The following is a 3,929-nucleotide window of genomic DNA, read 5'->3' as shown; positions in this document are numbered from 1 at the left end:
CCTGAGTTGCGAGTCTTCGGCAACGACTACCCCACGCCCGATGGCACCGGCGTGCGCGACTACATCCATGTGGTGGATCTCGCCCTCGGCCACCTGGCCGCCCTGGACCACCTGGCGCGCCACGAGCCTCGATTGATCACCGTCAACCTCGGCACCGGCCGGGGCTACTCCGTGCTCGAGATGATCCGCGCCTTCGAGAAGGCCAGTGGCCGCCGCGTCCCCTACTCCTTCGCGCCGCGCCGCGCCGGCGACATCGCGACGTGCTACGCCGATCCGGCATTCGCCTGGAATCTTCTCGGCTGGAAGGCCCGCCGCACCCTCGACGACATGTGCGCCGACACCTGGCGCTGGCAGTCGCAGAATCCCGAGGGCTTCGAATAGGCGGTCGCCGTCCCCCTACCCCTCGAACTCCCGCATTGTCGCGTCGTCATCGGCCGACACGCCGCGACCGGCCAGCACCCGCCCGACCGTCATCCCCAGGATCCGCAGGTCGAGCCCCGGCGAGCGGTGATCCACATACCACACGTCCAGACGGAAGCGCTCCGCCCAGGAGAGCCCGTTGCGGCCGTTGACCTGCGCCCAGCCGGTGAGACCCGGACGAACCGCATGCCGGCGCATCTGTTCGGGCGAGTAGCGCGCCAGATAGCGCACCGGCAACGGCCGCGGCCCGACCAGCGCCAGCGTCCCCGTCACCACCTGCCACAGTTGCGGCAATTCGTCCAGGCTCGTGCGGCGCAACATCCGCCCCAACGGCGTGATCCGTTCGGCGTCGCTCCCCTCCCCCGTCCGCATCGTCCGCAGCTTGACGAGTGTGAACGGACGCCCGTCCAGCCCCGCCCGCTCCTGACGGAAAAACGCGGGCGCGCCGTCCACCAGCCGCACCAGCACCGCCAGCGCCGCGACCAGGACGCCCCAGACCGGCAGGGTCAGGAGGCAGAGCGCCAGCTCCACAACCCGCATCGCGCCCGGCCCGCGCCGGGCGCCCGCAGCCTTCACTGGGGTTTTGTCAGACATGATGACTTCTCTCTGAGGCTCTTGCAAAACCCCTGCAAGCGCCGGTTTCAGGTTTCAGTGTTCAGGTTTCAGGAAGACGCAACATCGTGTGGTTCTTCCTGACACCCGAAACCTGAACACTCCGCTTGCAAAAGCCCCGGCGGGGGTTTTGCAAGAGCCGCGATCCGCGCGGCCAGGGCGGGCTCGAGTCCGCAATGGGCCGCCAGCACCGCCTGCGCCCCCTCGGCGGCGATCCGATCCAGGAAGGCGACGTCGGCGGCGAACGGCTGTCCGGACTCGTCGGTCGCGCGGAATTGCAGCGCCGCCGCGACGGCGCGGCAGAGCGGCTGCAAATCGCCGCCGCACGCGGCCACCAGCCGCAGGCCGCCGATGAAGCGGTCGCCCGGTGCCAGTTTGCGCGGCAGGTCGCGCCCTACGCGGAATACGGTGTCGCCCAGGGCCCGGTTGCCGAAGCGGCGCAACAGGTCCTCGACGTGCGCGCGCTGGCCCGCCGCATCGAACTCGTCCGGATAGCGGCGGATCAGCGCCCGCGCCGTCGCATCCATCACCGCCCGCGTCTCGGCGGCCACCGCCGGATCGGCCATCGCCTCCCAGATCTGCGCATGGCCTTTCAGGAAACCGTGACAGGCGCACGTCGCATGTCCGAGGTTGTGCACATAGAGCTTGCGCTCGACATAGGCGGCGAAACACCCCTTGAGTTCCAATCCGGGGACCTCGGGAATGGGGCCGACAAAACCGGCGCGGTCGGCGATGATCCGGTTGTAGGCCTCGCACCACACCTCCAGCGGATCGCGGTCGCGCGCCTCGGCGGGCATCAGCGGCACCATCTTGCCGATGCTGGTCTCGACCAGCCCGACCCGCCCGGCCAGGGGGAAGCCCGGCGGCAGCGCCGCCGTCAGCTCACGCCGCGCCAGCGCCGCCGCGCCGTGAAGATTCTCGCAGAACAGGATCGAGACGGGCGTCACGCGCCGGGCCAGTCCGGGCGCCGCCGTCCGCAACACCAGCGGCAACACCTGAGCACCGACGGCGGTGCCAATCACGTCGGCGCGCGCCACGGCGTCGGCGACCGCTTCGGCGGCGCGTGCCGAAATGGCGTCCACGCGCTCGACCCAGTAGGAATCCGCCGCACCCGGCGGCAACACGTCCTTCACCACCACCCGGTAGCGCCGCCGCTCGTGCAGCGCCCGCACCAGATCCGGCGCGGCGTCAACGAACAACACATCGTAACCCGCCTGCGAAAACAGCGCGCCGGCCAGCGAACGGCCGATGTTGCCGGCCCCAAAATGGACATACAGCTTATGCATAGTTCGACCGCGATCAACGGGCGCACGCGGCCCGGACCGGAAAGGCGGCGGTGGCGGTGAAATCGAGCGTGGCGAAATAGTCGTCGAGCGTCTCGGCGCGGCGGATCTCGACCACCGTGCCGTCCTCGCGCAGCAGCAGCTCGGCGGAGCGGAGCTTGCCGTTGTACTGGAAGCCCATCGCGTGGCCGTGCGCGCCGGCGTCGTGAATCACCACCCAGTCGCCGACCGCCAGCGTCGGCAGGGGACGGTCAATGGCGAATTTGTCGTTGTTCTCGCACAGCGAGCCGGTGACGTCATACACCGTTTCGCGCGGCGCGTTTTCCCGGCCCATCACCGTGATGTGGTGGTAGGCGCCGTACAGCGCCGGACGCATGAGATTCGCCATGCAGGCGTCCAATCCGGCGTAATTTTTGTAGGTCTCCTTGAGGTGCCGCACGCGGCTGACCAGGTACCCATAGGGGCCGGTGACCATCCGGCCGCATTCCATGGCGATGGCGAGTTCCGGATGGCCGCGGCCGATGAGCCGCTCCTGATACGCCGCGCGGATCCCCGCGCCGACGCGCTCCAGATCAACCGCCTGCTGTTCCGGCCGGTAGGGAATGCCGATGCCGCCGCCGAGGTTGATGAACGCGAAGGTGATACCCAGTTCGCGCGACAGATCGACCGCCAGATCAAACAGCAGGCAGGCCGTGTCGATGAAATACTGGGGGTTCAGCTCGTTCGACGCGACCATGGCATGCAGCCCGAACCGCTTCGCGCCGCGGTCGCGCAACTGCCGGTAGCCCTCGAACAACTGCGGACGGGTGAAGCCGTATTTCGCCTCCTCGGGCTTGCCGATGATCGCATTTCCGCCCTTGAGCGGGCCGGGGTTGTAGCGGCAGCACACCTGTTCGGGGATGCCCGCCACCCGGTCGAGAAACGCCACGTGCGAGAGATCGTCGAGGTTGATCACCGCCCCCATCGCCCGGGCCTTGACAAACTCCTCGGCCGGCGTGTCGTTGGAGGTGAACATGACGGCCGGCCCGGTGATCCCCACGCGCTCGCTCATCACCAGCTCGGCCATCGAGCTGCAATCCGCGCCAAAGCCCTCCCCGGCCAGCAGCTTCAGGAGAAACGGATTGGGGCACGCCTTCACCGCAAAATAATTACGGAAGCCGCGGTTCCAGGCGAACGCCCGGTTGAGCCGGCGCGCGTTCTCGCGGATCCCCCGCTCGTCATAGAGATGAAACGGCGTCGGCCACCGCTGCGCGATGGCCTCCAACTGCGACAGGGTAAACGGAACGGTCTTCTGCGGCATAGGGTCTCCTGAGGTCCTTCATCAACACGGGCTGCTTACAGGCGAGGATCGCCTTCTTCGGGTGCAGGAAATGATGCATTTTGACACAGACCCGCCTGTTTTGCCATTATATTCCTGTCCCCCAGCACGTGGATTCGACCACGTCGCCGACAATCTCACTAACCGAGTCCCTGTGTCCTGCAAACGGTCGAGGCTCTTGCAAAACCCCCCGCAACGCGGCGCCTGACGGCTTGCGTCGCGGGGCGTTTTGTAAGCTGAATAGTCGCATCGCCCACCCTGGGCATACGCGACGTTCCAACCTTCGCCCCATCGTT

General features: G+C 67.7%; 4 protein-coding genes. 1 reads left to right on the top strand and 3 read right to left on the bottom strand.

Going from position 1 to position 3,929, the window contains the following annotated elements; translation table 11 throughout:
* On the top strand, window positions 1-381 hold a 381-nt coding region (locus FJ222_12260), incomplete at its 5' end, for a UDP-glucose 4-epimerase (GenBank protein MBM4165195.1).
* Between the two features lie 15 nt (window positions 382-396).
* On the opposite strand, the gene FJ222_12255 is transcribed toward FJ222_12260, so the two are convergent.
* From FJ222_12255 to FJ222_12245, 3 genes are all read right to left on the bottom strand, one after another.
* Window positions 397-960, bottom strand: a complete 564-nt coding sequence (locus tag FJ222_12255; protein MBM4165194.1) for a sugar transferase — start codon at window positions 958-960, stop codon at window positions 397-399.
* A gap of 122 nt (window positions 961-1,082) precedes the next feature.
* Window positions 1,083-2,318 carry a mannitol-1-phosphate 5-dehydrogenase gene (locus tag FJ222_12250; protein MBM4165193.1) on the bottom strand — a complete coding sequence of 412 codons (1,236 nt, stop codon included), beginning with the start codon at window positions 2,316-2,318 and terminating at the stop codon, window positions 1,083-1,085.
* A 13-nt stretch (window positions 2,319-2,331) separates the two neighbouring features.
* On the bottom strand, window positions 2,332-3,615 hold the full coding sequence (locus FJ222_12245) for a diaminopimelate decarboxylase (protein ID MBM4165192.1): 1,284 nt from the start codon (window positions 3,613-3,615) through the stop codon (window positions 2,332-2,334).
* Window positions 3,616-3,929 lie beyond the last annotated feature (314 nt).

The organism is Lentisphaerota bacterium (assembly GCA_016873675.1).
Lineage (GTDB): Bacteria > Verrucomicrobiota > Kiritimatiellia > RFP12 > JAAYNR01 > VGWG01.
Note: the sequence above shows the minus strand (reverse complement) of the source record. Positions and strands in the feature narration are given on the sequence as shown.